The sequence below is a fragment of the Mycobacterium sp. genome, assembly GCF_052144515.1.
Lineage (GTDB): Bacteria > Actinomycetota > Actinomycetes > Mycobacteriales > Mycobacteriaceae > Mycobacterium.
In genome coordinates this window covers 1-26,406 of record NZ_JBKQQD010000580.1, presented here as the reverse complement: position 1 = coordinate 26,406, position 26,406 = coordinate 1, and the positions used below count along the sequence as shown (strand labels likewise).

Annotated in this window: 26 protein-coding genes and 1 tRNA gene; 14 read left to right on the top strand and 13 right to left on the bottom strand. The window is 64.5% G+C overall.

Annotated features, from left to right (window positions below):
* The first annotated feature begins 25 nt into the window (after positions 1–25).
* From mprA to ACLP9N_RS40200, 4 genes are all read left to right on the top strand, one after another.
* Positions 26–712, top strand: coding sequence for a two-component system response regulator MprA (mprA, locus tag ACLP9N_RS40215; RefSeq protein WP_442412638.1), 687 nt, complete (start codon positions 26–28; stop codon positions 710–712).
* On the top strand, positions 712–2,223 hold the full coding sequence (locus ACLP9N_RS40210) for an ATP-binding protein (RefSeq protein WP_442412612.1): 1,512 nt from the start codon (positions 712–714) through the stop codon (positions 2,221–2,223). Before mprA ends, ACLP9N_RS40210 begins: the two co-directional genes overlap by 1 nt.
* A 74-nt stretch (positions 2,224–2,297) precedes the next feature.
* Positions 2,298–3,842 carry a S1C family serine protease gene (locus tag ACLP9N_RS40205; RefSeq protein WP_442412611.1) on the top strand — a complete coding sequence of 515 codons (1,545 nt, stop codon included), beginning with the start codon at positions 2,298–2,300 and terminating at the stop codon, positions 3,840–3,842.
* Positions 3,842–4,387, top strand: a complete 546-nt coding sequence (locus tag ACLP9N_RS40200) for a MogA/MoaB family molybdenum cofactor biosynthesis protein (RefSeq protein WP_442412610.1) — start codon at positions 3,842–3,844, stop codon at positions 4,385–4,387. The genes ACLP9N_RS40205 and ACLP9N_RS40200 overlap by 1 nt, the downstream gene beginning before the upstream one ends.
* A 10-nt stretch (positions 4,388–4,397) precedes the next feature.
* On the opposite strand, the gene mscL is transcribed toward ACLP9N_RS40200, so the two are convergent.
* From mscL to ACLP9N_RS40180, 4 genes are all read right to left on the bottom strand, one after another.
* Complete coding sequence (mscL, locus tag ACLP9N_RS40195) at positions 4,398–4,868, bottom strand: large-conductance mechanosensitive channel protein MscL (protein WP_442412609.1); 471 nt, start codon at positions 4,866–4,868, stop codon at positions 4,398–4,400.
* Positions 4,869–4,898: 30 nt separating this feature from the next.
* Positions 4,899–5,567, bottom strand: a complete 669-nt coding sequence (locus tag ACLP9N_RS40190; RefSeq protein ID WP_442412608.1) for an SAF domain-containing protein — start codon at positions 5,565–5,567, stop codon at positions 4,899–4,901.
* Positions 5,568–5,645: 78 nt separating this feature from the next.
* A complete protein-coding gene (locus ACLP9N_RS40185) occupies positions 5,646–5,978 on the bottom strand; it encodes an FmdB family zinc ribbon protein (RefSeq protein WP_442412637.1) in 333 nt (110 codons plus the stop codon).
* 76 nt (positions 5,979–6,054) lie between these two features.
* Positions 6,055–6,660: a 5-formyltetrahydrofolate cyclo-ligase gene (locus ACLP9N_RS40180; protein WP_442412607.1), complete on the bottom strand. Its 606-nt coding sequence runs from the start codon at positions 6,658–6,660 to the stop codon at positions 6,055–6,057.
* A gap of 66 nt (positions 6,661–6,726) precedes the next feature.
* On the opposite strand from ACLP9N_RS40180, the gene ACLP9N_RS40175 reads away from it, so the two are divergent.
* The 5 genes from ACLP9N_RS40175 to ACLP9N_RS40155 all read left to right on the top strand — a co-directional run bounded on the left by ACLP9N_RS40175 (position 6,727) and on the right by ACLP9N_RS40155 (position 11,024).
* Positions 6,727–7,641 carry a UTP--glucose-1-phosphate uridylyltransferase gene (locus ACLP9N_RS40175; protein ID WP_442412606.1) on the top strand — a complete coding sequence of 305 codons (915 nt, stop codon included), beginning with the start codon at positions 6,727–6,729 and terminating at the stop codon, positions 7,639–7,641.
* Positions 7,642–7,713: 72 nt separating this feature from the next.
* On the top strand, positions 7,714–9,009 hold the full coding sequence (glp, locus tag ACLP9N_RS40170; protein WP_442412605.1) for a molybdotransferase-like divisome protein Glp: 1,296 nt from the start codon (positions 7,714–7,716) through the stop codon (positions 9,007–9,009).
* A 21-nt stretch (positions 9,010–9,030) separates the two neighbouring features.
* Positions 9,031–9,684 carry a GNAT family N-acetyltransferase gene (locus ACLP9N_RS40165; protein ID WP_442412604.1) on the top strand — a complete coding sequence of 218 codons (654 nt, stop codon included), beginning with the start codon at positions 9,031–9,033 and terminating at the stop codon, positions 9,682–9,684.
* Between the two features lie 182 nt (positions 9,685–9,866).
* On the top strand, positions 9,867–10,892 hold the full coding sequence (sepX, locus tag ACLP9N_RS40160) for a divisome protein SepX/GlpR (RefSeq protein WP_442412603.1): 1,026 nt from the start codon (positions 9,867–9,869) through the stop codon (positions 10,890–10,892).
* Between the two features lie 59 nt (positions 10,893–10,951).
* Positions 10,952–11,024 (top strand) — tRNA-Ala (locus tag ACLP9N_RS40155).
* Positions 11,025–11,051: 27 nt separating this feature from the next.
* Here the strand turns inward: ACLP9N_RS40155 and ACLP9N_RS40150 are convergent.
* A complete protein-coding gene (locus ACLP9N_RS40150) occupies positions 11,052–11,261 on the bottom strand; it encodes a hypothetical protein (protein WP_442412602.1) in 210 nt (69 codons plus the stop codon).
* Between the two features lie 334 nt (positions 11,262–11,595).
* A complete protein-coding gene (locus tag ACLP9N_RS40145; protein ID WP_442412601.1) occupies positions 11,596–11,913 on the bottom strand; it encodes an ion transporter in 318 nt (105 codons plus the stop codon).
* 109 nt (positions 11,914–12,022) lie between these two features.
* On the opposite strand from ACLP9N_RS40145, the gene ACLP9N_RS40140 reads away from it, so the two are divergent.
* On the top strand, positions 12,023–12,349 hold the full coding sequence (locus ACLP9N_RS40140; RefSeq protein WP_442412600.1) for a hypothetical protein: 327 nt from the start codon (positions 12,023–12,025) through the stop codon (positions 12,347–12,349).
* A 492-nt stretch (positions 12,350–12,841) separates the two neighbouring features.
* Positions 12,842–14,740, top strand: coding sequence for a putative bifunctional diguanylate cyclase/phosphodiesterase (locus tag ACLP9N_RS40135; protein WP_442412599.1), 1,899 nt, complete (start codon positions 12,842–12,844; stop codon positions 14,738–14,740).
* A gap of 513 nt (positions 14,741–15,253) precedes the next feature.
* On the opposite strand, the gene ACLP9N_RS40130 is transcribed toward ACLP9N_RS40135, so the two are convergent.
* The 4 genes from ACLP9N_RS40130 to ACLP9N_RS40115 all read right to left on the bottom strand — a co-directional run bounded on the left by ACLP9N_RS40130 (position 15,254) and on the right by ACLP9N_RS40115 (position 17,978).
* Positions 15,254–15,490: a hypothetical protein gene (locus tag ACLP9N_RS40130; RefSeq protein WP_442412598.1), complete on the bottom strand. Its 237-nt coding sequence runs from the start codon at positions 15,488–15,490 to the stop codon at positions 15,254–15,256.
* A gap of 57 nt (positions 15,491–15,547) precedes the next feature.
* Positions 15,548–15,958: a DUF4189 domain-containing protein gene (locus ACLP9N_RS40125; protein ID WP_442412597.1), complete on the bottom strand. Its 411-nt coding sequence runs from the start codon at positions 15,956–15,958 to the stop codon at positions 15,548–15,550.
* A gap of 1,218 nt (positions 15,959–17,176) precedes the next feature.
* Positions 17,177–17,422 (bottom strand): hypothetical protein, encoded by a 246-nt coding sequence (locus ACLP9N_RS40120; protein ID WP_442412596.1) that lies wholly within the window; start codon positions 17,420–17,422, stop codon positions 17,177–17,179.
* Positions 17,415–17,978 carry a hypothetical protein gene (locus tag ACLP9N_RS40115; RefSeq protein WP_442412595.1) on the bottom strand — a complete coding sequence of 188 codons (564 nt, stop codon included), beginning with the start codon at positions 17,976–17,978 and terminating at the stop codon, positions 17,415–17,417. The genes ACLP9N_RS40120 and ACLP9N_RS40115 overlap by 8 nt, the downstream gene beginning before the upstream one ends.
* Before the next feature lie 300 nt (positions 17,979–18,278).
* Between ACLP9N_RS40115 and ACLP9N_RS40110 the strand changes: the two genes are divergently transcribed.
* Entirely contained in the window at positions 18,279–18,479 is a 201-nt protein-coding gene (locus ACLP9N_RS40110; protein ID WP_442412594.1) for a hypothetical protein, read from the top strand.
* 4 nt (positions 18,480–18,483) lie between these two features.
* Here ACLP9N_RS40110 and ACLP9N_RS40105 read toward each other — a convergent pair whose 3' ends face one another.
* Entirely contained in the window at positions 18,484–20,031 is a 1,548-nt protein-coding gene (locus ACLP9N_RS40105) for a molybdopterin-dependent oxidoreductase (RefSeq protein ID WP_442412593.1), read from the bottom strand.
* Between the two features lie 321 nt (positions 20,032–20,352).
* On the opposite strand from ACLP9N_RS40105, the gene ACLP9N_RS40100 reads away from it, so the two are divergent.
* Together ACLP9N_RS40100 and ACLP9N_RS40095 are read left to right on the top strand one after the other, a co-directional pair.
* The gene (locus tag ACLP9N_RS40100) at positions 20,353–22,161 is read left to right on the top strand and encodes a molybdopterin-dependent oxidoreductase (protein WP_442412592.1); all 1,809 of its coding nucleotides are present in this window, start codon (positions 20,353–20,355) and stop codon (positions 22,159–22,161) included.
* Positions 22,162–22,431: 270 nt separating this feature from the next.
* Complete coding sequence (locus tag ACLP9N_RS40095; RefSeq protein ID WP_442412591.1) at positions 22,432–23,028, top strand: HD domain-containing protein; 597 nt, start codon at positions 22,432–22,434, stop codon at positions 23,026–23,028.
* Positions 23,029–23,402: 374 nt separating this feature from the next.
* Here ACLP9N_RS40095 and ACLP9N_RS40090 read toward each other — a convergent pair whose 3' ends face one another.
* Entirely contained in the window at positions 23,403–24,296 is an 894-nt protein-coding gene (locus ACLP9N_RS40090) for an SDR family NAD(P)-dependent oxidoreductase (RefSeq protein ID WP_442412590.1), read from the bottom strand.
* 544 nt (positions 24,297–24,840) lie between these two features.
* Positions 24,841–25,845, bottom strand: a complete 1,005-nt coding sequence (locus ACLP9N_RS40085; RefSeq protein WP_442412589.1) for a glycoside hydrolase family 6 protein — start codon at positions 25,843–25,845, stop codon at positions 24,841–24,843.
* Between the last annotated feature and the right edge of the window lie 561 nt (positions 25,846–26,406).

The following is a 26,406-nucleotide window of genomic DNA, read 5'->3' as shown; positions in this document are numbered from 1 at the left end:
AGGCGCTAGGGCGAGACTGGTGGCCGTGCGAATACTTGTCGTTGACGACGATCGCGCAGTGCGCGAGTCGCTGCGCAGGTCGCTTTCTTTCAATGGCTACTCGGTCGAGCTGGCCCATGACGGGGTCGAAGCGCTCGACCTGATTGCCAAGGACCGGCCCGACGCGCTCGTGTTGGACGTGATGATGCCGCGCCTGGACGGCCTGGAGGTGTGTCGTCATCTCCGCAGCACCGGCGATGACCTGCCGATCCTGGTGCTTACCGCCCGCGACTCGGTCTCCGAGCGGGTCGCCGGCCTGGACGCCGGCGCCGACGACTACCTAGCGAAGCCGTTCGCCCTCGAAGAACTGCTGGCGCGCATGCGTGCACTGCTGCGCCGCACCAAGCCCGAGGACGACGCCGAGTCGGTGGCCATGACCTTCTCTGACCTCGCACTGGACCCGGTGACCCGCGAAGTCACCCGGGGGCAACGACGGATCAGCCTGACCCGTACCGAATTCTCGTTGCTGGAGATGCTGATTGCCAACCCGCGGCGGGTACTGACCCGCAGCCGCATCCTCGAGGAGGTGTGGGGATTCGACTTCCCCACCTCGGGTAATGCGCTGGAAGTCTATGTCGGGTATCTGCGCCGCAAAACCGAGGCCGACGGCGAGCCGCGGCTGATCCACACGGTGCGTGGGGTGGGTTACGTGCTCAGGGAGACGCCTCCGTAATGGTGTTGTTCCGCCGACGCCGGCGCGCACCGCTGCGAGCTGCCAGTTCGTTGTCGCTGCGGTGGCGGGTCATGCTGCTGGCGATGTCGATGGTGGCGATGGTCGTCGTGCTGATGGCGCTGGCCGTCTACGCGGTCATCTCGAACGCGCTGTACAGCGACATCGACAACCAGCTGCAGAGCCGGGCGCAGTTGCTGATCGCCAGCGGTTCGCTGGCAGCCGATCCCGGCAAGGCCATCGAGGGCACCGCCTATTCGGACGTCAACGCGATGCTGGTGAATCCGGGGCACTCGATCTACAAGGCCCAACAGCCGGGCGAGACGTTGCCCGTCGGGCCGGCGGAGAAGGCGGTCATCCGCGGTGAGTTGTTCATGTCGCGGCGCACCGCGGCGGATCAACGGATACTTGCCATCCACCTGCCCAACGGCAGCTCGCTGCTGATCTCCAAGAGCCTCAAGCCCACCGAAGCGGTCATGACGAGGCTGCGCTGGGTGCTGCTGATGGTCGGCGGCATTGGTGTCGCGGTCGCCGCGGTGGCCGGCGGAATGGTCACCCGGGCGGGGCTGCGTCCGGTGGGTCGTCTCACCGAAGCCGCCGAGCGGGTGGCGCGCACCGACGACCTGCGGCCCATCCCGGTGTTCGGCAGTGACGAATTGTCCAGGCTCACTGAGGCTTTCAACTTGATGCTGCGGGCGCTGGCCGAGTCCCGGGAACGGCAGGCGCGGCTGGTCACCGACGCCGGACATGAATTGCGCACGCCGCTGACGTCGCTACGTACCAACGTCGAATTGCTCATGGCCGCAATGGAACCCGGAGCGCCGCGGCTGCCGGAGCAGGAGATGGTCGATCTGCGTGCCGATGTGATCGCCCAGATCGAGGAAATGTCCACGCTGGTAGGCGATTTGGTGGACCTGACCCGAGACGCCGGCGGCCAGGTGGTGCACGAGCCGGTCGACATGTCCGAGGTCATCGATCGCAGCCTGGAACGGGTCAGGCGTCGGCGCAACGATATTTACTTCGACGTCGAGGTGATCGGCTGGCAGGTCTACGGGGACGCCGCCGGGCTGTCGCGCGCGGCGCTGAACCTCATGGACAATGCGGCCAAGTGGAGCCCGCCCGGCGGCCACGTCGGCGTCAAAATGCGCCAACTCGACCCGTCGCACGCCGAGCTCGTAGTTTCCGACCAAGGCCCGGGGATTCCACTGCACGAGCGCCGTCTGGTGTTCGAACGGTTCTACCGATCGACGACCGCGCGGGCAATGCCCGGCTCGGGTCTGGGGTTGGCGATCGTCAAACAGGTGGTGCTCAACCACGGCGGATCGCTTCGCGTCGAAGACACCGTGCCGGGAGGTCAGCCACCTGGGACGTCGATCTATGTGCTGCTACCGGGCCGGCCGATGCCCAAGACCCGTGAGGCCGAACCCGCCGTACATACGGCCGAGGACGAGGCGAACTCTCGGGATTCAGCGAACGTTATCTCAGTGGACTCTCAGTCCGCGCGGGCAACCTAGGTCTGCGGCTACTGTTGAAAAAACACGCCGACCGAGCCCACACGAGCCGAAATAGAGAAAGAGCGACTTAGCGCATGACGAATCACCCGAGGTATTCGCCACCGCCGCAGCAGCCGGGATACGGTGCCGGGCCCAATCAGCCGGCACCCCCCGCCTATGCCCAGGGGCAACAGCCCACCTACAACCAGCAATTCGACTGGCGCTATCAGCAGCCCCAGCCGCAATACCGTCAGCCCTACGAGCCGTTCACTGCCACCGGCCCGGGGCGGGTGCCCGGTGGCACCGCGACCGGACCGATCACCGGGGGCACCGGGCCGGGTCCGATACCCGGTGGCACCAGGCCCGGGCCGATGCCGGGGATGCTTCCGCAGATGCCCGGTCCGCATGGGGTCCCTCCGGTGCCGGTACGTCAAAAGCGTTCTCGCACAGGCGTGTTGGCCGCCGGTGCAGTGGCGATCGCGGTCATCTCGGCAGGTATCGGTGGCGCTGCGGCGACGGTCGTGGAGCTGGGCACGCACGCCGCGGGCGGCAACGGCGGCGGGCTGGTGACGGGGGCGGCTCCCAGCGTTCCGGCGGCGAACATGCCGCCAGGCAGCGTCGAGCAGGTCGCCGCCAAGGTGGTGCCCAGCGTCGTCATGCTGGAGACCGATCTGGGCCGCCAGTCCGAGGAGGGCTCCGGCATCGTCTTGTCGGCCGACGGGCTGATCATGACCAATAACCACGTCGTCGCGGCTGCTGCCAACCCCAAGGGCGCCGGTGGCCCCGGTAGTCCCGGTAGCCCTGGTGGCCCTGGCAGTCCTGGTGGCCCTGGCGGTCCCGGTGGCCCTGGTGGTCCCGGCGGTCCGGGTGGTGCAGCGCCCAAAACGACCGTGACGTTCTCCGACGGCCGCACCGCGTCGTTCACGGTGGTGGGCACCGATCCCACCAGTGACATCGCCGTGGTGCGCGTGCAGGGCATTTCCGGGCTCAGCCCGATTTCGCTGGGCTCTTCGTCGGATCTGAAGGTGGGCCAGCCGGTGATGGCGGTTGGGTCGCCGCTGGGTTTGGCCGGCACGGTGACCACCGGGATCGTCAGTGCGCTGAACCGGCCCGTGTCGACGACGGGTGAATCGGGCAACCAAAACACGGTGCTGGACGCGATTCAGACCGATGCCGCGATCAACCCGGGCAACTCCGGCGGTGCGCTGGTCAACATGCAGGGTCAGCTGGTGGGCGTCAACTCCGCCATTGCCACCCTCGGCGCGGATTCAGGTGATTCGCAGAGCGGCTCGATCGGACTCGGCTTTGCGATTCCGGTCGATCAAGCCAAGCGCATTGCCGACGAGTTGATTGCCACCGGAAAGGCGACGCACGCCTCGCTCGGCGTGCAGGTGACCACCGACAAAGGCACCCCCGGCGCCAAGGTCATGGACGTGGTGCAGGGCGGCGCGGCCGCGAGTGCCGGCGTGCCCAAGGGCGTGGTCGTGACCAAGGTCGACGACCGCCCCATCAATAGCGCCGACGCATTGGTCGCTGCCGTCCGGTCCAAAGCGCCGGGCGAGAAGGTGACGTTGACCTACCAGGATCCCAATGGCGGCGGCCGCACGGTGCCGGTCACGCTCGGAAAAGCGGAGCAGTGATGAGAGTCGACGCGCCGTGGTCGGACCACGGATATACGGTGGCACCCATGGAGAAAGGTGCGGAGTTGGTAGTCGGCCGGGCACTTGTCGTCGTTGTCGACGATCGCACCGCGCACGGCGACGAGGACCACAGCGGGCCGCTGGTCACCGAGCTATTGACCGAGGCCGGGTTCGTCGTGGACGGTGTGGTGGCGGTCGAGGCTGACGAAATTGAGATCCGAAACGCGCTGAACACCGCGGTAATAGGCGGCGTGGACCTGGTGGTTTCGGTGGGCGGGACCGGAGTGACACCTCGCGACGTCACCCCGGAAGCCACCCGCGACATCCTGGACCGCGAGATCCTCGGGATCGCCGAAGCCATCCGCGCTTCGGGACTGTCCGCGGGAATCACCGACGCCGCACTGTCCCGCGGTCTGGCGGGCGTGTCCGGAAGCACGCTGGTGGTCAACCTCGCCGGTTCCCGCTATGCGGTGCGCGACGGGATGGCGACGCTTAATCCGCTGGCCGCTCAGATCATCGGGCAGTTGTCGAGCCTAGAGATCTGAGCGATCTGACTCAGCCGCCGTGAATCTGCGTTTCGGCGTCCGCGCGGGGTCCGTAGTCCGGTGTTGGCGCTTGGCCTAAGCCGCCGTGCCGGCCCGACGAGCCGCCGTTGCTCTGGGCGAGAAGATCGCGGATTTCGGTGAGCAGGACGATCTGGGCGTCGTCCGCCTGCTCGACCTCACCTCTCTTGCGCAGCGTGTTGTAGGGCAGCACCACGAAGAAATACACCACGAACGCGACCAGCAAGAAGTTGATCGCGGCCGATAGCAGAATGTTGAGGTCGATGGTCTGACCGCCCCCGATGCTGATCTTCAAGACGCCGACGTCGGAATTTGCGTTGACGCCGACCCGGTTGATCAGAGGCGTGATGATGCTGTCGGTGAACTTGGTGACCAATGCAGTGAACGCCGTACCGATGACCACCGCGACGGCCAGGTCGACGATATTGCCCCGCGACAGAAACTCCTTGAACCCTTTGAACATGGGAGTCCTTTCTGAACTGGACGCAGTTTGCTAGTGCAGGGTGAGGGTTACCGCCTGACCCAGCGCCGAACCTGCCACCGTATTCGCCACGCGAGCCGGAAGCGCAACCAACACTACGCGGTCACCCTCGGCGGACTGCGTTTTCTCCTTGGCCGACACGAGGACAACGACGGCGTCGGTGGCCACCACCTTGCTGACCGCTGAGGCAGAACCCGGCGCATCGTTGGCCGGCGCAGCCAGCACGTCCACGACGTCGCCCACCCGAACCAGGTCGATCAGCGCGCTGTCCGCCAGGTGCAGCGGGACGATGCGGGCGCCGGGCCCAGCCGTTGACTCGGCCAGCCGGCTCCCCAGCAGCCGGACGTCGGTGAGTACTTCACCGCGCCGCGTCGGGCTGGCCAAAGTGGATCCGACCACTGCGCTCAGGTCGGCTCGTGACCCGTCGGGAACCGTTGTCGCCGAACGCTTTTCGAGCCGGACATCATCGGATGTCAACGCGGTGCCGGGCCTCAGGTCGCGCGCGGCCACCACCACCTCGGCACGATCATCGTCGGGATTCGACCGCAATGTGGCCACGCCCGCCAGCACCACGAGCGCGCCGGCGGCCACGCGCCGAAACAGAACGGTCCGCGTCCAGTCAGGGCGCAACCAGGCCGATATCCGGCTGAACAGGGTTGGGTTCAGCGATGGTTCCGCCACGCTGCACACGGTAGGCGGCGTGCACCGGCGGGAGCGCCGGTCGGGTGGTGCGCTGTGGATAACCCAGTGGATAACCCGCTAGCTCGAGGCGGCCGCTGTGGCCGGCGTCGAGCTGCTGCCCGACTTGTCGGACTTTTCGGATGAGCCTGACGGCTTGCTTTCGTTGGACCCCGAACTCGTCCCCGACTCGCTACTCGACGACCCGTTGGTCGAGCTCGTCGATTTCTTGCCCGATTCGCGGCTGTCGGTCCGGTAAAAGCCGCTGCCCTTGAACACCACGCCGACGGAGCCGAACAGCTTGCGCAGCCGACCGGAGCACTTCTCACACGTGGTCAGCGCGTCGTCGGTGAAGGCTTGCACAACGTCGAAGCGGTCGGCGCACTCGGTGCACTCGTAGCTGTAAGTCGGCACAAAAGACCTCCGCATGATATGAAACCTGGATTGGCACTCTACCGTCTCAAGTGCTAGAACCGCCACGTGATGACGATCATTCCCTCCGGTTATCCCGGATTGGCAGCGCGATCAGGCCGCGCCCCGGCGTCAGTGCGTGAGTCATCGGTACGTCGTGCGGTTCCGCCGGCAACTTCTCGACCAGCTCGTCGTCGCGCACCACTGCGATCAGCCGCGCGTGCGGGTCCCGGCCTGGCAGCGACCGGTCGTAGTAGCCCCGGCCCCGGCCCAGCCGCGCGCCGCGGTGATCGATCGCCAGTGTCGGCACAATCACCAGGCCGGCCTCGGCGAGGGCGGACTCGGGCAGCCAGGGTTCGGGCGGTTCGAGCAGCCCCCAGGGTCCGCGGGTGAGTCCACCCGGCCGGTAGTCGCCCCACCGCAGCGGCATTGGGGTGCCGTCGTGGGAGGTGCGAGCAACCGGCAGCAGCACCCGTTTCGCCCGGCGCAGCAACACATCCAGCATCTCGATGGACCCCGGCTCGGTGCCCACTGGCACGTACGCGCAGACCGTGGTGCCCTCGCTCACCACGAGCTCCACGTGCTCGCCCAGCATCCGGGCCTCGGCGGCCCGAACCTCCTCGGCAACATCAAGGCGGGCCAACAGCAGCTGTTCCCGCAACGCCGCCTTGGTCGAGGTCGCCATTGTTTAACGATGACAGCCCCGGGTCACACCCAGGCGGTGGGCCTACCGAGGGTTATGGTGTGAACGATGTCACGCCCAGCAGAAGTCCCGATCCCATTCACGGCGATCGTCCCAGCGGCCGGTTTGGGCACGCGTTTTCTGCCCGCGACCAAAACGGTGCCCAAGGAGCTGCTGCCTGTCGTCGACACGCCCGGCATCGAGCTGGTCGCCGAGGAGGCGGCCGCGGCCGGGGCCGAGCGCCTGGTGATCGTCACCTCCGAAGGTAAGGACGGCGTCGTCGCGCACTTCGTCCAAGACCTGGTGCTGGAGGGCACGCTCGAGGCGCGCGGCAAGAAAGCCATGCTGGCCAAGGTGCGGCGCGCACCGGCCCTGATCAAGGTGGAGTCCGTGGTGCAGGCCGAACCACTCGGACTGGGACACGCGATTAGCTGCGTCGAGCCCGTGCTGACGGCCGACGAGGACGCCGTGATGGTGCTGCTGCCCGACGACCTGGTGCTGCCGACGGGCGTCCTGGAGACGATGTCGACGGTGCGGGCCGAGCACGGCGGCACGGTGCTGTGCGCCATCGAGGTGACGCCCGAGGAGATCAGCGCCTACGGAGTCTTCGACGTCGAGGCGGTCCCCGGCGGTGACAATCCCGACGTGCTGAAGGTCAACGGCATGGTGGAGAAGCCCAGGACCGAGGACGCACCGTCGATGTATGCCGCGGCGGGCCGCTACGTGCTCGACCGCGCCATCTTCGACGCGCTGCGCCGCATCGACTGCGGCGCCGGCGGCGAAGTCCAGCTCACCGACGCGATCGCGCTGTTGATCAGCGAGGGCCACCCGGTTCACGTCGTGGTGCATCGCGGCTCTCGACACGACCTGGGAAATCCCGGCGGCTACCTCAAGGCTGCGGTTGACTTTGCATTGGATCGTGACGACTACGGCCCGGAATTGCGGCGGTGGTTGGTGGCGCGATTAGGCCTGACCGAGCTGTAACCGGACGGTAAAAGGCCCGGTTCGCTCCCGGCGTTGGCGCCCGTCACGGCTTGAGGGCAGAAAGGCGCGCTCGTGCGTTCTGTGGAGGAGCAGCAGGCCCGGATATCGGCCGCCGCGGTCGCCCCGCGGCCCATGCGTGTTGCCATCGCCGAGGCGCAGGGATTGATGTGTGCCGAGGAAGTGGTGACCGAAAGGCCGCTGCCCGGCTTCGATCAGGCCGCAATCGACGGCTACGCGGTGCGCAGCGTCGACGTGGTCGGGGTGGGCTTCGGAGAGGGCGGGGTGGGCGTCGTCGGTGGGTTTTCCGACGAAGGCAGCGACGAAGACGAGCGCGGCGGGCTGGTCTTGCCGGTGACGGGAACCATCGAAGCCGGTTCGCGCACACCCAGCAGGCTGCAGCCCCGCCAGGCGGCCCGGGTGCAGACCGGGGCCCCGCTGCCGACCCTGGCCGACGCGGTGCTGCCGTTGCGCTGGACCGACGGCGGGACGCAGCGGGTGCGGATCCTGCGCGGCGCCCCCTCGGGTGCCTACGTGCGGCGCGCGGGCGACGACGTCCAGCCCGGCGACGTCGCCGTGCGGTCCGGAACGATCATCGGCGCGGCCCAGGTGGGGCTGCTGGCGGCGGTCGGCCGCGAACGTGTCCTGGTGCACCCGCGACCTCGGCTGTCGGTCATGGCCGTGGGTGGCGAGCTGGTCGACATCTCGCGCACCCCGGGCAACGGACAGGTGTACGACGTCAACTCCTACGCCCTGGCGGCGGCCGGCCGCGATGCCGGCGCGGAGGTGAACCGCATCGGCATCGTCAGCAACGACCCCAAGGAGCTCGGGGAGATCGTCGAGGGGCAGATCAATCGAGCCGAGGTCCTGGTGATCGCCGGCGGTGTCGGGGGTGCCGCGGCCGAGGCGGTGCGCGCGGTGCTGTCCGAGCTCGGCGAGATGGAGGTCGTCCGCGTCGCCATGCACCCCGGCTCCGTCCAGGGCTTCGGGCAGCTGGGGCGCGAGGGTGTTCCGACGTTCCTGCTGCCGGCCAATCCCGTCAGCGCCCTGGTGGTCTTCGAGGTGATGGTCCGACCACTGATCCGCCTGTCGCTGGGCAAGCGCCAGCCCATGCGCCGGATCGTGCAGGCCCGCACGCTGTCTCCGATCACATCGGTGGCCGGGCGCAAGGGTTATCTTCGCGGTCAGCTGATGCGCGATCAGGAAAGCGGTGAATACCTGGTGCAGGCGCTGGGCGGGGCTCCGGGGGCGTCATCGCATCTGCTGGCGACACTCGCGGAAGCCAACTGTCTGGTGGTCATTCCCAGCGGCGCGGAGCAGATCCGCACCGGTGAGATCGTCGATGTCGCCTTCCTGGCTCAGCGCGGCTGACTCAGACGAGTGCGCCCGTTCGTGAACCTCCTGCGCTCCAACCCGCGGCATCCAGGTTGGCCCCTGGACGTGGGACCGCTGCGGGTCCCGGCGGGGTTGATCCGGCTGCGGGCGGTGCGGATGCGTGACGGGGCGCAGTGGAGCCGGATCCGGTTGGCCGACCGCGCGCACCTCGAGCCATGGGAGCCCAGCGCGGAGGGCGATTGGACGGTCCGGCACACCGTCGCCGCATGGCCGGCACTGTGTTCCGGTCTGCGTTCGGAGGCCCGTAAGGGACGGATGCTGCCGTACGTGATCGAGCTCGACGGGCGGTTCTGCGGACAGCTGACCATCGGCAACGTCACCCACGGGGCGTTGCGGTCGGCATGGATCGGTTACTGGGTATCGAAGTCGGCGACCGGTCGCGGGGTGGCCACCGGAGCGTTGGCGCTGGGTCTTGACCACTGCTTTGGTCCGGTCATGCTGCATCGCGTGGAAGCCACCGTGCGCCCGGAGAATGCCGCCAGCCGCGCCGTGCTGGCAAAGGTCGGATTTCGCGAGGAGGGTCTGTTGCGCCGCTACCTCGAAGTCGACAGGGCGTGGCGAGACCATTTGTTGGTGGCCATCACCGTCGAAGAGGTGTACGGATCGGTGACGTCGACCCTGGTGCGGGCCGGGCACGCCAGCTGGCCGTGATGGGGCGCCCCCGCGCGCGGTAAAACCCCAGCGTGGCTTGACTGTGGCTGACGTGACACGAGTGACCGTTGGTGCTTGTAATGGGCAAATTACAGGTGTGTAATTGTGCTGGTCGCATGGACCCGGCCGCGTTGGCCACGGATAGGCCGCGCGGGGATCGGAACCGAAGAGAGCGAGTCGTCATGCCAAGCATTCCCCAATCGTTGTTGTGGATCTCGCTGGTGGTGCTGTGGCTGTTTGTGCTGGTTCCGATGCTGATCAGCAAACGCGACGCGGTGCGGCGCACGAGCGACGTCGCGTTGGCGACCCGGGTGCTGAACGGCGGTGCGGGTTCTCGTCTGCTTAGGCGTAAAGGTCCCGCCGCGGGACATCGCAGCGACCCCGACTGGAAGCCGGAGGAGAGCGACCTCGACGACGTTGACCAGGACGAATGCTCCGATGAGGAGCAAGACCAGGACCAGGAACATGACGCCGACAATTCCCGGCCCACGCACCCGGTCGTCATGAAGGTCGCGGTGGCCGAGCAGACCGAGCCCGACTACCTCGACGTCGATGTCATCGAAGATTCGGGGGCGCTGCCGGCGGGAGTCAGCGCGGCGGAGACCGAGCCTCTGCTCGAGGCCGACGAGACCGAAACCGTGCCCCACGAGGCTGAGCGCGAGCACGACGACGAATACGAGTACATCGAGGACTCGTCCGGCCTGGAGCCCGAAGAGGACGACGACGCTCCGGAGGACGGGGCTGCGCCGCCCGTCGCACCGGCCGCCTCACGGCGGCGTCGGTTCGACACGAAGACCGCCGCTGCGGTCAGCGCCCGCAAGTACAGGTTCCGCAAGCGCGTCCTGATGGTGATGGCGGTCGTCTTGGTCGGCTCGGCCACGGCAGCGTTCGAGGTGACACCGACCGCCTGGTGCGTATGTGGCACTGCCACCGGTATCACGGTGCTCTACCTGGCATACCTGCGCCGGCAAACCCGGATCGAGGAGAAGGTGCGTCGTCGCCGGATGCACCGGATGGCGCGGGCACGGCTCGGCGTGGAGAACGCCGCGGACCGCGAATTCGACGTGGTCCCCTCGCGGCTGCGGCGCCCGGGCGCGGTGGTCCTGGAGATCGACGACGAGGACCCGATCTTCGAGCATCTGGACTACGACATCCCGGTGCGGGCCTATGGGTGGCCCCGGGACCTGCCGCGAGCCGTCGGCCAGTAGCACCGGCCGGCGGTGCTGGGGCCGTCGGGTTCGTAGAACTGGTAGCCTGCTAGCGATCAGGGGCTATGGCGCAGTTGGTAGCGCGACTCGTTCGCATCGAGTAGGTCAGGGGTTCGAATCCCCTTAGCTCCACCCTTTGACCTGGTAATACGGTAAAATCTAGCCGTATGACAAACGGGTCTGTTGACATAGAGCCCCGATCTCCGCGGGGTCTTTGAGAGTCTCAGCTTCGGCTACGAACTCCTCGTCGGCCGTTACGAGGTTGCCGGCCTCGACCCATCCCTCCGCCACGTAGCCAACGGGCTGCTCGACGCCACTCCTGCGAATTGTCTCGATTCCCATGGCCCGCTCGCCTTCTGTGCCATGCATCGATCCCATCCTCGGTAAAGGGTCCGCAGGGAAGAAGATGCTGACCTCTCAGCATGAAGTGGGCCGACCGCAGGACTCAAGTGACCTTGGACCCCTGCTGGCTAACTTTGGTCCTCTGATGGCCTGAAGGGTTTTCAATCGGGGGTGAGGTGAATCACCTGGGCGTCTGGGCGTTCATCGGCAAACGTTTCGGGTTCTTCCGCCAGCCGTCCCGAGGTGTTTAGTCGAGGCCAGCAAGCTGCCGGGCCTTACGCATGCATTGTCCGGATGGGCCTGAGGCTGCGGGCCTCAAGGGCTTGAATGATCACAGCGAGACGACGACGCCCCAACCGCATCAACGGGCGAACCGGAACAACCGCAGCAGGGGCAGATGCCGCATCAGATGCGCCGCCCTCGCCAGGCTGGCCACCCGCAGCAGCGAAGCGTCCATGCCCAGCACCGGCAGCGCTGATGCCAGGATCACTAACATGTCGAACAGGTTGAACGGCCGGCGCAGAAACCGCCAGCCACCAGCCCGCAGCCGCGCTCCCAGCTCGAACATGAAGAACGCCAAGATGGCGTCGTGCACCAGCTCGAAGGCTAGCTCATGGCCGCCGACCAGGTAGCCGGCGACCAGCACGGCCACGTTGGCGATAATGGCGCCGGCCACCACCTGATCGAACCCGCTGTGACTGCCGCGCCTGGGCCAATTTAGCGATCGTCAACGTGTACTTGGCGCGGGAGAGGCTCGGCGTGGAGATCGCGATGACGCCGTCCCGCTCATGCGCGCCGCCATCGACCATATGATCCGCCAGGGACAGCTGCGAGGGTGGGGCATTCCCACGATGGGTGTTCTGGTGGAGACACTGCTCGATCGCGGGGCCGACGGTGACGTGGCCGAAGCCGAGGCCGCGATCGAGCGGCTAGCGGCCGCGCCAGCCGAAGAGGGTCTGGCGATGCGTGACATCTGGCTGCTGCGGCTCCGGGCTCTCCTGGCGCGGGCTCACGGCGATGCCCCGGCTTACGCGCACTTCAGCGATCGCTACCGCCACAAGGCGAGATCCCTTGGTTTCGAGGGACATATCGCGTGGGCCGAAGCGATGCCATGACGGGCGGCCGTTCAATACCCTGTCGCTCGTTTGCCAAAGTCCATACAGTCTCAGAATTAAGGTTCTCAGTTTCTCAAATGTTGCCACCAAACTTGAGTTTCACGCCAAGCGCTCGCCGTGTCAGCGGCACGTGAATTCTGACCCCGGCGCGGCATCTGAATTTTGACGCCCTGGTCCGGTGGCTGCCAACCACCACCGGCAGGGGGTCAATTTTCAGCCGCCGTCGACACGCCGAAGGCGCCAAGCGACCGCGCGATGAAGGGGCTATAGTCACTCGTGCCTGCGTAGCGACGGTCACAGCGTTGAGACTCGCGTTAGCTACCCGCGTAAAAAGGTTGGTCTCCGCGTCTGCGAACAACGGCAACCACCTGGATGTTTGAGGAGTCCAACGATGACCGAGACACCGCACACGACCGGGCTGGCATGGGCCGAATTCTCTGATGACGTGCTTGAAGCGGTTGAGATCGTCCGCACCGCGGCAATCGAGGATCCGTGCCGCCCGACCTAAAGTTCGTCGCCTCCGTTGCCGCCCAGATGATGGAGGCTAATACATTCACCGCTACCACTGTGAGCGAACAGGTACTGGCGAGGCTCGTCCACCGGTTCGACGCGGACACCGGCTTCCTACGCCACAACGACCAAACCATCGGGACCTCGAAGTTGATCGTCGAATGGCCACCGCGACCCAACCGTCCAACCCCGGATCCCCTGCCGATTGTCCCCTTCACTAGCGGCGACGACGTCTTCGCCCCTTGCGCGCATGGCAAGGAACCGCTTGTGATTCAGCCCGCGGAACCTGTTGTGATTCGGCCGCCGGCCTCGACAAACTATGCTTATAAGGCGTTCCGACGCGAGATCGCGGGAAGGCACCGCGTTGCGACGCCCTCGGTGGCCGCCGCACCGCTCGTTTCAAACGCGGAGACCACCGGCGTGCTTGGCTTCGTTAACTTTCGTGGCAGGAAGTGGAAGAAAGGTGAGGTAGGCACGATCGGGGCGGTCGCCTCTTTGTTTGCACAGCTCCAGGCCCGCATCGCCGCCGAAGAAAGGCTTCGCTACCTGGCTGAGTATGACGATTTGACCGGCCTGCACAATCGTCGATCGCTTATCGCGCACCTTTCCGCCAGACTCGCGGCGGGATGCACCGGACCCGTCGCGGTCTTGTATCTTGACCTCGACCGACTGAAGTCGATCAATGATTACTTCGGCCACGCCGCCGGCGATTTTTACCTCCAGGTATTCGCCGAACGGCTTCAGGGCAGCATGCGAGGGCTGGGCACGATCGGTCGGGTCGGCGGGGACGAGTTCCTCGTCATTCCGGACCGAGCGATGTTAACTGAGACCGCGGAATCACTCGCGCACCGGCTTCAGACGACGTTGCGCGGTCCGCTGAAGATCGGCGACGATGTCATCACTCCCTCCGTCAGCATCGGGATGGCGGCGGGCAGGCCGGGACGCGACGACACCGCGGATCTACTCCGTCGCGCCGATGAGGCCGCCCTGACGGCCAAGCGCGGCGGCGGCAACCAGGTTGCAGTGTGCACCGACGACATCTCCCGCAACGTCGTCTTTCGCAACGATATCGAGCTCCATCTGCAAGCGGGCATCGACAGCGACGCGCTGCTGCTGCATTATCTGCCCGAAGTCGACTTGCTGACCGGCGTGATCCTGGGGGCTGAGGCGCTGGTCCGTTGGCGGCACCCGACACGCGGGCTGCTGCTACCGGATTCGTTCATCGGTGTAGCCGAATCGACCAACCTCGCCGGAGAGTTGGGCCGATGGGTGATGCGAAGTGCCTGTGCCGAATTCAGCCGGTGGCGATCGCACGGCGTGGGACGAGACGTCATACTGCGCATCAATGTCTCGCCTCGTCAATTGGTCATTCCCGGTTTCGTCCGCACTGTCGCGGACACCCTCGACGAGTTCGGCGTCAACGCCAATTCGGTGTGCCTGGAGATCACCGAGCGTGCTTTGGTCGGCGACATCAAAGCCACTCGCAGAACCCTTGCGAAGTTGAAGGAGGTGGGGGTCCAGATCGCCATCGACGACTTCGGCACCGGCTACGCCGTCCTGTCGCACCTGAAATCGCTTCCGGTCGATACGCTCAAGATCGACGCCGGGTTCGTGCGCGACTTGGACACCAACGCCAGCGACCTGGCCATCGTTCGCTCCATCCTCGTACTCGCTGAGGCCTTCGGCCTGGAACTGGTCGCTGAGGGCGTTGAGACGCCAGCTGCCGCAATGACTTTGATAGAGCATGGATGTCACCGGGCGCAGGGTTTCCTGTTCTCGCGCCCCGTGGCAGGCGAAGCGATGGAGTCACTGCTGTTTAGGCGCAGGTTGCGGATGGCCGGCTTCGCTAACGACGAGGCGCTGAGCGTGCACGCAATCTAAGGCGGCCAACGATACCTCGTAGGGTTCATGAGCCTGGCCGCGCGCCCGACGCGCCTCCCGTGCCGCCACTCGCTGCTCCCTGCCATCAGGTTCAAGCTCAGCCAGGCTGCTGGTGCGTGGACAACCTAATCCGTGCCTGTTTCAATGCATCCGATCCGTGGTCTGCCGCGGTGGCGCTCAAGCACTTTGCCGCCGTTAGCTGCAGTCGCGATTTCCGAGCTGCCGACATGGCTCGGCCGGAGCGGGACTAGACGATGAAACTCGGGAGGCAGGAATGTCATCCGGAAGCATGCCTTTGGGCAACGTTCCTGCGCGAACAACGCGACGCCCTGCTCAGTGCTCGTAACACTCCAACTCATCCGAAGCATCGCGGCACAAAATGGGCGATGGTCCAGACGGCAATGAGATCTTCGAGTTCAACCTACGCGTGTGGATCCTTGGCCTGGGAGCAAAGGTGATGCATTCGCTGAAAGAAGCGATCTGGCAGCCACGTTCTCTCCTGGCGGAACCATTTTAGCCGCCCGTCGGATGCCTACCGAGGTTCGCTGCCTCAAATTGCCGCTCTCTCAAGAGTCGATTCTCCGTCGCTATCACGTGCTCCAAGGTTTCCTCAATGGCCGTCAATTCGGCGGCGCGCTGGCGCAGGTCCCGCTTGAGGATGTTTTGGCGTTGGGTGAGCCGGATGCGGTGGGCGATGGCCATCCGCAGTAGCTCATCAGTCGAGTAGGTGGATGCGTGCCCAGGTTCCATGATGTTCCTCTTCATCAGCGCCCGCAGCCGCAGCAGATTGGGCTTCGCGTAATACTTTCATTCCCAACTGCAATGCCCCGGTGGGTTGATGCGGTTGTGGATCTTCGTCGCCGCCAGCACTTGCGCCGTTTGCGCAGTCGGACCGTAGGCGACGGCGTAAACGCTGCCTTGGCCGACGGCGACAGCCATGCAGGTCGTGGTGCTTCCGGCGAGTTGGCAGCCGGTCGGGAACTTCGCTTGGCAGTTCGCCATCGCATGCTGCTCGGCATCAGACTCGGTATAGGCGTTGGTGTAAAAGAACGCCTCGGTCTTGGCGCTCATCGAGTTGGAGTTCACCGCTCCCGCCATCCATGTGGGTGCGGCGTGTACCGGCGTAGCTAGAGCCGCCGCGCTTGCTAGGACGAGCGGGCCGTATGCGGCCAGCGGCAAGGTCCTGCGGGCAGCGGTTTTCCCAGTGAATGTTGCCATTTGACTTTGCCTTTCTGTCGTTGTGTGCGGCGCCGGCAGTGGTCACGGACAACATCTGCCAATCCGAACGCGACAGATCGCCCGGAACTGCTGCTGGCGGTTGAGGCAGTCCCGCGCCGGTATCCAGGCGGGGACACGATGAGCAAACCGGTAGCTCATAAGTAGACAATATTACATACTCTAGGCATGATCTCGACCCAGATTCGACAAACTTTGGGTATTTACGATCGAGCGTCGTGGAGCGGTTCAACCACATCTTGCTCGGGCTCACACCGATGCCCCGGCTTACGCGCACTTTAGGGATCGCTTACCGCTAACGCGGCGAGAACGTTTCAGTTTGATGGGCATATCTCGTGTGAGTTGAGGAACTGCCATCACGGAAGTCGTTCCGTATGTCTAACGAATCGTTAGCCAAACTCGACGGGGGTCTCAGAACTAAAGTTCTTGGCTTCTCAAATGTCGCGTCAAACGAGCGCTGTAGCTACACCGACTGGCGCGGTCGCACTTGCATGGTCGCTGGGTGATCGCGACCCGGTCGTTGACGATGACGGCTGCCGGCGTTCGGCGCACCGGTTGAGCACGACGGTTTGGGTGCAATGCGGCACCGCGCGTGGGTTGATGCCGCCATTGGCCGGCATGCCAGCCGGCGTGTTCGCGGGCCGCCGCGGGCAACGATCGCCGACCGTACTGAGCGACTCGGTCGCAGTGATCGCCGCCTAACCGGTACAGGATTTCGGTGGCCGGAATGCTCATCGGGTTATGCAGGCTCCCCGACTGATGCCCAGGATCTCACCGCCCAGCACGGTGCGCTGCGGACCACGCTCGGTGTGAAGGCGAATCGGATCTATGTCGACCAGGGTTGGCCGGCGCGGCGGAGACGCGCCGCAACCCTCGATCCGAGACAGTTTTGACGACAACTGTGACGGCAGTTGCTGTCTCAGCAACGCCGCCTACACGACCATTTGCGCCCGATCGTGCCTGGTTACTGTGTCTGCCCGCTCCTGGCAGTCTGGGGACAGGGTCGCGCGGCGGCGGCGGTGTTTTGGTGGAATGGTTACAGGCTGGCTGGCGGTCACCGTTTATTCACCGCCAGTGACCGGGAACCGACCGGAATCGCCCGGTTCTGATCGGAGCTTCGAGATAGTCAATCCGGTTGTCGCACAATGAGAAACAAGCAATAACTGGAACTATCAGGACCCAAGGTTTGCTAATTCGTATTTATGCGGTCGCACGGCCAGACGCGGAGCCACGCCGTTTCTTGAGCAGCCCGCCAAAGCCGTGCCGGCGCAAACTGCGCTCTAGGCTTGGGCCGGGATCGTTGGTAATCAGCCAGCGCTCGATCGCCTGGCTCTGGATATCTGCCGCGGAGTTCTCGACTTTGAGCTTGCGGATTAGCAGTTGAGCACTCGGCGGTTGTACTGCACCGTCGTCTAGCAGCGGCACATCGTCGGTGAACTTACCCATCGCTCACCTCCACAAACACGATCGGCATATCTCCGCTGCGGTCGACACCAAGGATACGCACCTGAACTGTCGGAAGGAACAGCAGCTCCATCTGACCAGCGTTTTCTTCATCGCCCAGCGGCGGCACCCAGAGCGCGTGCGAGCCTCGCCCGGCGTGAACTCGCAGCAGCGCCGGACTTGTTGCCGGCTCGGTGAACTCGCCCTCGACAATGCCGCGATCGGCTGACGTTGCAAAAAACTGGGCGGCCACGCGCGCGGCCCCTACGAGATCTTCCAAATGCTCTGCAGGAACGCCGAACGTCTCGTCAACCGACCTGACGCCGCGCCAGACCACGACATCGTCGCGTAAAGGCTGGGCCAGGCCGATCAGGTCCTCCATAACGGCTTGGGCTTCTTCGGGCACATCGACCCCTTGCGCCGCGGCACGTTGGACCTGCCGGTAGAACCTATCCGTGCCTTGCCAGCGACGGACCGACGCGCGCTGTCCGTCGCTGGCGGCTTGCGTTTGGCCACGGAACATCTCCGTGAGGCGGCCGGGGAGTTCCTCCGGTGTCACCTCGTCACATTAAAGGGTGTGGTCGGGCCTGAGGTTCCACAGCAGTGGTGATGGCGTCACTCGTCCGATCCGCCTCAGCACTGTTACGTCGCGTAACACGCCGACGCATAGCCTCAGGACACAGAGACGTCCCGTAACAACACCATCGAACAGTTACCGCAGATCAGAGCATGTTTCCGCAGGAAATGACTAGGGGTTCGAATCCCCTTAGCTCCACCGAGTTTCCGCAGGTCCGGGTGATGCCTGCGCGGTCTGCCGGGTCGGGCGCGACATCCCGCCTCCGGCGCCTAGGATCCCTGTATGAGAAGGGCTTTCGTCGTCACGCTCGCGCTCGGGGTGCTCGTCGCAGCGTTCGGTCTGATCTGGGCGCTGCAGGGATTCGGAGTGCTTGGTGGTAGCCCGATGAGCAACACCACCACCTGGTCCATCATTGGTCCGATCACGGTGGTGATCGGCAGCGTGATTGCGGTATTCAGCTGGCGGAAACTCTCGTCGAAATAGTGCTTCATGTCTCCGCCACGGTGAAGTCCACTGTGTGCCAGCCGGTGGCGCCGTCGGGGACGCTACCAACCTGATCTGCGGTTTGGGTAGCTCCGGTGTTGTCGGTGGCGCGCACGGTGATGGTGTGTTTCCCGGGGCTTTTCGGCTGCCAGGGGAAGCTCCACAATCGCCACGTCGCGTTGGAATAGCTCGCGCCCAGTTCGGCGGGCTGCCACGCGCCGTCGTCGATGCGGACCTCCACGGCGCGCACCCCACGATTCTGTGCCCACGCGACACCGCCGAACACCACGGGTCGCATCGGCAGTTTCTGACCGCCTTTGGGCACGTCGATGCGCGACTCGGTCTTGATGGGTGCACGCGGTGCCCAGCCCTGCCGCGTCCAGTACGCCTTTGCTTTGTCGAAGCGGGTCAGCTCCATGTCAACGACCCACTTGGTGGCCGACACGTACCCGTAGAGCCCGGGTACTACCAACCGGGCAGGGTAGCCGTGCTCGATTGGCAGTGGCTGACCGTTGAGGCCGACCGCTAGGAGCGCGTTGCGGGCATCGGTGATCGCCTCAACTGGCGTGCCGGCGGTGAACCCGTCGATCGATGTCGACAGCATCATGTCGGCGTCCGCGTGTACACGGGCGGCCGCCAGCAGATCGGCCATCCGGTAACCTGTCCACACACCCGTCGAAATCAGGTTGCCCCCAACGGGATTCGACACACATGTCAATGTCATCACCATTTCGACGACGTCAAAGCCGGCGAGCTCCTCGAAGCTGTAGCTGGCTTCGCGGTCGACCATGCCGTGGATGCGCAGCCGCCAGTCGCGGTGGCTGAGTTGGGGGACTGTTAGTGCTGTGTCCACCCGGTAGAAGTCGGCGCTGGAGGTGATAAAGCTTGGTAGCGCAACGCCGTTCGGTTGCACATCGGCAGGTATTGGCGGCGCCGGTATGCGTGGTCGGGGAAGTGTGACGCTGTTGCGGTCACCGGCGACCGAATGCACCAACCGCGTGATGACCGCACCCACCACGCCGCTCACTACTCCGAATCCAAGCAATCCGACCATGACCAACCTGCGCCTGCCGACATCCGGCTCGTCGTGATCGGCTCTGGCTTCCTGGTCTCTGGGGCCGGGCCAGAAGCGACGGGTGAGCAAGCGTAGGGTCGCCACGCCGCAGGCGGCGCCCGCGACGGTGGGGATCGTGTCGAGTGCTGTCGCAGCCTGCCGCGACAGCACTGCGCTGCATCCGAGGACGCCCGCCGCGACGATCACAGCGCTGCCGACTGGGCGGCGCCGAGTCTCTAGGCTACCGGCGATTGCCGCGACCGTCGCGATCACCACGAGCACGACGACGGCCAGGAAGAGTTTGTCCAGAGAGCCCAGGGCCTGAATCGCCCACTCTTTGATGGGCCCCGGTGTCAGGTCGACGACCACTGAGCCGATCGCAGCACGCGCATCGGCCCGCGCACCGAACGGGATGCTAACCAGCTGGGCTACCCCGAGCGAGATGGATGCGGCGGCGACCCCGGCGATCATCCGTTCATTCGACGGGGCGGCAGCCATCGGAGTTACTGTACTCGCGTTCCTCTCAAAGACTGCAAAAACCTTGCCGTGCAGGCGAACCGGCGCCTCAACGGATCGGAAAACAACGCCGTCCCTGCGCCAACTCTTGGCGAAGGCCGCACCGACGCTGCGGCGGTTGGGTTTCCGTGGTGCGGCTGTGTGGTGCTGGCGGGGTCGGTCAGATGAGCCGGTTCAGCGACGAGTTCATCCGTGCCAGGGCTGTTCAGCTGCACAAACCCGAACTGAGTCGTAACTTGTTCGGGTACGGGGCGCCACCGGTGATCGAAATCGTCTCAGCGCGAGAACCAGAGAGGGCACAGTATGACTGGCAATCCGCAGTCCGACAGCGGCGCGGCTGCCCATCGCCGATCTGAGTCGTTGCTCGACCAGCGTGGGCGCCCGCCAGTGCTCAAGCGCCGCGTCGATCTCACGGACTGGGCCGGGGGGATAACACAGGACCAAGCACGGGTGCCAGCGATTCGGGTCAATCGGCACTGGCTCAATACGCTGTGGCTGGTACCTATCGGTGTCGCCGGGCTCGTCGTCGCGATCGCGTTGGGGCAGCAGTTACGTCAGTACGGCTGGATGCAAAGCTTCATTGAGACCTATCCGGGAACATCGACAACGTATGCACCGCCGGTCACCTCCGGATTTCCGGCATGGCTGCGTTGGCAGCACCTGTTCAACATCATTTTCATGATGTTCATCATTCGGGCAGGAATACAGATTCTCGCCGATCACCCCCGGCTGTATCTCAATTCAGGCTGCCGCCCCGGAACTGAATGGTTCAGAATGCGCGATCCGGTTCCGGCGGACCGTTTGGACCAAGAGGACGCAGCGCGAGTGTGGACGGCGAAGGATGATGCGGTTGCCCTGCCAAAATGGTTGGGAATTCCTGGAATACGGCACACGATCGGGCTGGCGCGGTGGTGGCACTTCAGCTTCGATCTCTTGTGGCTGGTGAATGGCCTCGTCTTTTATGTATTGCTTTTTTCCACGGGGCAGTGGCGGCGGATCGTCCCACGATCATGGGATGTTCTCCCCAATGCGCTCTCCACAGCGGTTCAGTACGCATCTCTTGATTTCCCGTCGAACGAAGGTTTCACGAATTACAACGGGATGCAGATCATCGCCTACTTCACCACTGTCTTCGTGGCTGCGCCATTGGCGTTCCTCACCGGACTGTTGCAGGCGCCGGCGATTGCTGCGCGGTTCGGTTTCGGCCGGGGCGTTTTTAACCGCCAGGTCGCGCGTACCGCTCATTTCGCACTTCTCGTGTGGATGGTGTTTTTCATCTTTGTCCACACGGTGATGGTGTTCACCACCGGACTCGTGGGGAACCTGAACCACATCGTCTTGGGCACCGATACCAAATCGTATTGGCCACTACTGATTTACATCGTGGCGATGATCGTCATCATCGGCATGTGGTTGAGTGCCTCTCCCGTCACGCTCCGCTATCCCGGTGTGGTCCAGGTAGTCGGTCGCTGGATGGTGGGATGGTTGAATGACATGATGGAACGACTCCATCCCAACGCGACCTATTCTGAAAAAGACATTTCGCCGTATCTCTGGCCGAACGGCACGCTGCCGACCTCCGATGATTATCGTCGTTTGCAAGCCGATAACTGGAAAGATTATTCACTGCGAATCGAAGGACTCGTCGAGAATCCGGTCACACTGTCCTACGACCAACTTCGCGCACTGCCCAAACACGAAAAGATCACCCAGCACTACTGCATCCAAGGATGGTCCGGTGTCGCCAGATGGGGAGGCGTGGTCATGTCGGACATTCTAGATATTGTACATCCGCGGCCGTCGGCTCGCTGGGTGGTGTTCTACTCCTTCGCCGAAGGAGCCGGCGGGACACCCGAAGGCCGGTACTACGACTGCCACAAGATCGAGCACATGCGTGAACCGACGTGTCTGCTCGCCTACGAAATGAACGGCCAGCCGCTAAACGAAGCCCATGGTGCGCCGCTGCGGCTGCGAAATGAGCGCGAGATCGGTTTCAAGCAGGTCAAGTGGATCGAGGCGATCGAGTTCGTGGACAGTTTCGCCCACCTCGGGTTTGGACAAGGCGGATATAACGAAGACCACGAGTTCTACGGTTATCGGATGCCGATCTGATATTCAGTTGAGAATGATGGGGTAAGGGTAGATACCCCAATTCGTCGATGACCAGCAGGGTGGGCCGCGAATTCATATCGGCGTCGATGATGTCGAAGTCGCTGTTTGCGTTTTCGGCGATGCGGGACGTTGTGTGGTCGTGGACAGAGTGAAGACACTGCTGTCCGCGACGCGGATATCAGCTCCGGCCGGCCAACGACGATGCCCGCGATCTCCACCCCGCCGCCCGCCTCGGGAAATGAAGCGGGCCGCCGGACGTACGCTCATCGCGTGATCGCGCCGGAGATCCTCCGCAGCTTGCCCCTGGCCGACGAGATCCTCGAGTCTCACCGCCAGCGTGCCCACGGCGACGAAGCCGGCTACGACGCCTACAAAGCGCACGTGTACCGCGTCGTCAACTTCGCCCGCGCGCTCACCCCACACGGACCCGACCGCGACGACAAGGTCGCGATCGCCGCAGCGTTTCATGACCTGGCCGCGTTCGACACCCTCGACTACCTGGTGCCGTCGATCGAGGCGCAGGACGCATGGCTGCAAGAGACCGGCCGGGAGAACTGGTCCGACGAGCTGGCGCTCATTGTCGCCGAACATCATCGGCTTTCCAGATACCGCCTGACCCGACCCCATGCACCGCTGGTGGAGGCCTTTCGGCGGGCCGACCTCGTCGACGTGAGCCAGGGCCTGATCCGATTCGGTATCCCGAATTCCTACGTCAAGGAAGTACGCGCCGCTTTCGACGCCAGCTTCTTCTTCAAACGCGTGATCCCTTCAGCGGCGCTGCGGGCAGTCCGAAAGCTCCAGCCGCCCGGCTTCCTGCGTCCCAGTAACGCATTGGTGCGCTCCGGTCATGGAGGCGTCGATCGCTGAGGCCTCGCTTGGGGTCATCAGATCGCCTCCTCCGACAGCTCTTGACGCCGTCAAGACCCGAAAGCAAACGCGCAGGTAGCGAGCGGGACCGAATCGGAACGAGACGGAGCGAAACTGCTGGTATGCCGACGTTTTGCCTTGTCAAGGCTGGGTTCGAATCCCGTTAGCTCCACCAGCGTCGCAATGGTTCTTCGATCAGTGCCGTCGCCAAACGTCAGGCTGCTATTACCGACTGAACAACGAAAGCTGAGGCAGAGCTGCTGCCTTCGAAAGCGACGACGGGCCAAGGTCACGCATTAATGACGGCGAACGCAATCGCGGAAGCGATGGCGAGGGAAAAGCCGAGCGCGAAACCGCCGCGCCCGGCTTTTCGTCTAGCGGATCTTGGACGGGTGGATGATCGGGCCGTCGAGCGCTGCCTTCGGATTCCATCCGGCCAACAGGTTGCGCTGATGGCAGAGGTCCTGGCCCTGGATACACTCGCCGTTATAGGCGTCCGCCTCGGGCGATGTCGCCAGCCAATACACCACCTCGCCGATGACCTCGGGCGGCTGCCAGGTGCCGTCATCGGCCGAAAACCCAAAGCCGGCCATGTCCTGGGCGATGCGCTCTGTTCTGATCGCGCCCGGCTGGACATTGAACGCGCGGATTCCCTGGTCGGCGTATTCGACCGCGAGCAGGCCGGCAATGGTGTGTCCCGCCGCCTTCGACATGGCGTAGCTGAGCCCCCACCCGCCTTTTCCGACCTTCGCCGGCGGCGCATCGTAGGCCGCTCCGGACGTGATGTAGATGATCGTCCCGCCGCCCCGCTTCAGCATGGCCGGAAGGAAGACGCGGTTGAGCACGAGCGGCGCGAAGGCGTTGCCCTGCACATGCTTTTCCAGGACTTCGACCGGTGTTTCGGTGATGAGATCCATATGCCCCGGCCCGATGAAACGTGCGTTGTGCACCACCACATCGACATTGCCCCAGCGTTCGAGCATCGTTGTCGCGGCGGCGCCCAACGATCCCCGATCGAGCAGGTCGGCCGGCAGCACCATCACCTCCGCACCGGCCGCGCGTATCGCATCGGCCGTGCTGGTCAGGCTTCCGGGCAAGGGCGTCGTGTCGGATTTTTTGACGGTGCTCGAATGTTCGCGCTGCTCGCCTTCCTCGATCGTGCGCGCCATAATGGCGACATCAAAGCCGCCTTGCGCCAGTCGGATCGCAATCGCCTTGCCGATCCCTCGGCTCGCTCCCGTTATGAACGCTTTCCTCCTTTGCGCCACTTTCCTCTCCCGTTGCATTGATGGAACAAGGTCGTTCTGATTATTTAACGCAAATCTGTGGCGTCTCGACGATAGCGAGACCGGGCATCGCTCCCGCCAGACCGGGCTGCACTTTGCGGCTGGCTTCCTAGGCATCGCGCGTTGGTTCCCGAAAGTTCGGGCCGTCATGATCAAGGCAATCGACGAAGCACTCGCCCAGTCGTTATCACCGACATGGCACCGCGTGATGATTCAACCGGTGCGGCGTTTCAGATTGGTGTTGCATCGTTCGCATACGAATCTCAATTGGCTTCGTGGCACCGTCTGTACATGCTGGCAGTGGTCACACCAAATTTTCGTAAACTTTCTGGGCGCTCGTTCCCGTCGCCGACCGCGCCGAAAGCAGGGCTACGCTCGCCGAAATGCGCCGCCACCCCGGTGATGCGCTGGGCCAACGATCGCGCCCGACTGACCCGACTGGGGCGCCGATGAACGTCATGCCCGCCAACCCCACCATCATCGAACCGATGAATCAAACCTGTTGCAACACAAGCGCGAAGCCCTCCTACTGGCCCGCGTTGCGGGCCAGATCGATGGCGTACTGATTCACGAAGGTGCCCGCCGGCGGATCACCTTTGTCGCATGTTCCGTCGGATTCACCGGGACGTTTGATCCACAAGTAGGCGTCGGCGTGCGCGCCCCCGGTAGCCGCGGTAGGCGGAGTGCCCAGCGCTCGGCCGCTGGGGTTGCACCAGTTGAGCCCGGAGTCGGGCGCTGGTCCGACGCCGTTGCGCGATGTGTCGATCACGTAGTGCGAACCATTGGCGAGCGCCGAAATCCCCTCGCCGTAACCGATTTCGTCCCCGGTGGTGAAGAAGTTCGCAGTGTTGACGCTGAAACCCCGCGCACGGGCGACATCGACCTTGTTGAGCCTGGCGGCCATGTCCTCCGGGCTATGCCAGCGTAAGTGGCCAGCGTCGACGTATACGGCCGTGGCTGGATTGCGCGTCAGCGTGTCGACGGCGTAGCGAATCAAGTCATAGCGTTCTTGGCGCTGGTCAGGCGATAGGCAGTCGGCCATGGCGAGTGCATCGGGTTCAACGATGATTGCCACCCGCGAAGCGCCCACGTCGGATGCGATGCCATCGATCCACGCGCGGTAGTCGTCGGCCGTCGCCAAGCCACCCGCAGCGAAGCTGCCACAGTCGCGGTGCGGGATTCCATAAAGTGTCAGAACCGGGATGGCGCCAGCAGCCTGCGCGTCGCCGGTGTACTTCGCGACCGTAGCTGCGGAAGTGCCCGGGACGATCCAGTACGCCTGCGGCGTGTTGGCGATGGCGGTCAACTCGGGACTCGGCGGATCGGCATGCTGCGCGGCGCGCACGGCCGCCGAGGTGGGATTGACGTAGAAGGGCATGCCGGCCAACGGGTTGGCGTCATCGGCCAAGCGCACCGCCGGGGCGGGACCGACCTGCACCGGGTCGGCAAGAAAACCTATGCCGGCAACGGCCGCAACCGTTAGGAAGGGGGCGATCCACCGCGCGACTGCACCAGCAGCTGAGAACATCACCCCAGGAAATTAGCGCTCCAGAACATTGAGCGCCAATCGCCGACGGCAGGTGATGGCGCGATCGGCGCTTGGCACCGTAGCGGCGTCGTGGGGCTCGGATTCCGCAAGCTCACCCATTACCGAATCGCTCACTGCTCCACCGCGGCGCACTCCACACCATGGTCAATGCACTCTGAATTACGAAGAGCCGAGAAACCCCTAACCAACCAGCGAACTACCGCATGGGGCGGGGACTTCTACCTGGCCACCAGCGGGGAGCCGTCGCAAAGGGGTCCAGATTCAGCCGCCGTTGACAGTGCCTACGGATCACGGGTTCGTTTTCATCCGCCTCGGATCCGCCACCCCGTTCATATCGCGTGCTCTGAAGCCCTGAGATGGGTCCAATTCGTCCAGCTTGACCAGCACAAACGTCTCGCGTCTGACTTCGCCTCAGCCTGAAAAGCGGAAGGTCGCCGGTTCGATCCCGGCCCTGGCCACCAAGATCGGTGCATTACCAAGAGGAACTGCTCGCCGATGATTCCGGTCGACATGGCAACCTTGCCTCTGCTGGGCGGGCATCAT

Bases quoted from the DNA above. Each gene is read 5' to 3' on its own strand.
- sepX (WP_442412603.1), top strand. From the start codon at position 9,867: ATGCCAAGCATTCCCCAATCGTTGTTGTGGATCTCGCTGGTGGTGCTG.
- mscL (WP_442412609.1), bottom strand. From the start codon at position 4,868: ATGTTCAAAGGGTTCAAGGAGTTTCTGTCGCGGGGCAATATCGTCGAC.
- ACLP9N_RS40150 (WP_442412602.1), bottom strand. From the start codon at position 11,261: ATGCATGGCACAGAAGGCGAGCGGGCCATGGGAATCGAGACAATTCGC.
- ACLP9N_RS40200 (WP_442412610.1), top strand. From the start codon at position 3,842: ATGAGAGTCGACGCGCCGTGGTCGGACCACGGATATACGGTGGCACCC.
- ACLP9N_RS40105 (WP_442412593.1), bottom strand. From the start codon at position 20,031: ATGGCTGCCGCCCCGTCGAATGAACGGATGATCGCCGGGGTCGCCGCC.
- ACLP9N_RS40210 (WP_442412612.1), top strand. From the start codon at position 712: ATGGTGTTGTTCCGCCGACGCCGGCGCGCACCGCTGCGAGCTGCCAGT.
- ACLP9N_RS40110 (WP_442412594.1), top strand. From the start codon at position 18,279: ATGAGAAGGGCTTTCGTCGTCACGCTCGCGCTCGGGGTGCTCGTCGCA.
- ACLP9N_RS40205 (WP_442412611.1), top strand. From the start codon at position 2,298: ATGACGAATCACCCGAGGTATTCGCCACCGCCGCAGCAGCCGGGATAC.
- ACLP9N_RS40120 (WP_442412596.1), bottom strand. From the start codon at position 17,422: ATGGGTAAGTTCACCGACGATGTGCCGCTGCTAGACGACGGTGCAGTA.
- ACLP9N_RS40175 (WP_442412606.1), top strand. From the start codon at position 6,727: ATGTCACGCCCAGCAGAAGTCCCGATCCCATTCACGGCGATCGTCCCA.
- ACLP9N_RS40180 (WP_442412607.1), bottom strand. From the start codon at position 6,660: ATGGCGACCTCGACCAAGGCGGCGTTGCGGGAACAGCTGCTGTTGGCC.
- ACLP9N_RS40140 (WP_442412600.1), top strand. From the start codon at position 12,023: ATGCGCGCCGCCATCGACCATATGATCCGCCAGGGACAGCTGCGAGGG.
- ACLP9N_RS40130 (WP_442412598.1), bottom strand. From the start codon at position 15,490: ATGGAACCTGGGCACGCATCCACCTACTCGACTGATGAGCTACTGCGG.
- ACLP9N_RS40100 (WP_442412592.1), top strand. From the start codon at position 20,353: ATGACTGGCAATCCGCAGTCCGACAGCGGCGCGGCTGCCCATCGCCGA.
- ACLP9N_RS40125 (WP_442412597.1), bottom strand. From the start codon at position 15,958: ATGGCAACATTCACTGGGAAAACCGCTGCCCGCAGGACCTTGCCGCTG.